Below are 1,469 nucleotides of genomic sequence, written 5' to 3' on the forward strand. Positions count from 1 at the left end.
TGGTTTTGACTTTGGTGTTTTTATTTCCCATATTGATGGCACTTGTGAGTAGTGCAGTATCAACCATATATTTATTGTTATTTATATTGAGTGTTATCTATATCCAAAAACTTACGCCAACATTATCCGCACAAGAGAAAACGGTTTTAATTGGTTTTGCTGCGGTGTTTTTTATTTACTTACTGGGTATGCTAAATTCTGATGATATTTATAGTAGCTTTAAAAAATTGGGAAAATTCAGTTATTTTTTATTCTCGGCACCTGTTTTTATGCTTTTTAGGTATTATCAGCGCTCAATGTTGACGGTATTCTACATTGGAACAACGCTATCAGGCTTTATATTGCTCATTTACTTGTTACTCAATAGTGGCTCAACAGGTGCTTATCATTCAATCATGTATGGAGATTTTTCCATGCTTATTGCTGGGATCAATGCATTGTTATCATTACTAACAAATTTCAATAGAACGGACAAAGTATTACTGGCACTATCTGCATTATCTGCACTCAGTGCAAGCTTGATTGTTGGCGCAAAAGGTTCTTGGGTAGCACTCCCCTTGTTGTTGTTAATTTTTCTATACTTACTAATTACGCAAAAACAATTACGATTGACAATAATGAAAATTTGTATCGGTATTGTTTTGACAATTTGTGTCACTATTAGTGTCTTTCCCAGTCAAACAATTGATAGATTTAATACTGCAATTACCAACACCGCTCAATTTGTTGACAATGAACATGACAACAAAAAACAACCGGCCGGAACCGCTAGTGAGCGATTTATTTTTTGGAAAGCTGCTATTAATACGGCTAGAGAGCATCCATTTTTTGGTTCTGGTAGTGGTGATTTTGGACTGGAACTTAAGCGTTTCACTACAACATATCCACAATACAATGTGATTGGCGATTCTTATAGAAGTGCACATAATATTTTTTTTGAATGGTTGGCGTTATTTGGCATCGTTGGATTCTTGGCCTTAATGGTGAGTGTATTTTTATTACCCCTCAAATTCTTCCTCCAAACGATAAAAAACAACCCAGAAAAATCATGGGCAGGTTTAGTCGGTATTTGGATTATTTTGTCAAGCATGGTATTTGGATTAACTGAAACTTGGATTACACGATCAGCGCCCAATGGCGTTTATATGTTTTTTGTATTATCACTGATGGCATTTAGTGTAAACAATGCTCAGTCCGCATCTGATACAACTTTGGCGTAACAATGGACAGTTCTTAGTTAATAAATTTTTAATTGCTTAAAATACTGGCTATAACAAGAAAAAATAAGTATTACAACCGCTCAAAACTTTCAGAGGTAACTCGTATATTAATGGCATTGAATCGTTTTAGGGTTATGCTAAAATTATCGTTTTAATTAGTCAACCCTTAAAAACCACACAACAAATTGATTTATAACAATAAAACCAACAATAACCATAGACAAATCAACCAACTTTTGCTAAAATACC

Annotated in this window: 1 protein-coding gene; it reads left to right on the top strand. The window is 34.1% G+C overall.

The genetic code is table 11. The features are described 5' to 3' along the window. On the top strand, window positions 1-1,220 hold a 1,220-nt coding region (locus BBROOKSOX_RS10945), incomplete at its 5' end, for an O-antigen ligase family protein (protein WP_218973746.1). Window positions 1,221-1,469: the final 249 nt, after the last annotated feature.

The sequence above is a fragment of the bacterium endosymbiont of Bathymodiolus sp. 5 South genome (assembly GCF_900128535.1).
Lineage (GTDB): Bacteria > Pseudomonadota > Gammaproteobacteria > PS1 > Pseudothioglobaceae > Thiodubiliella.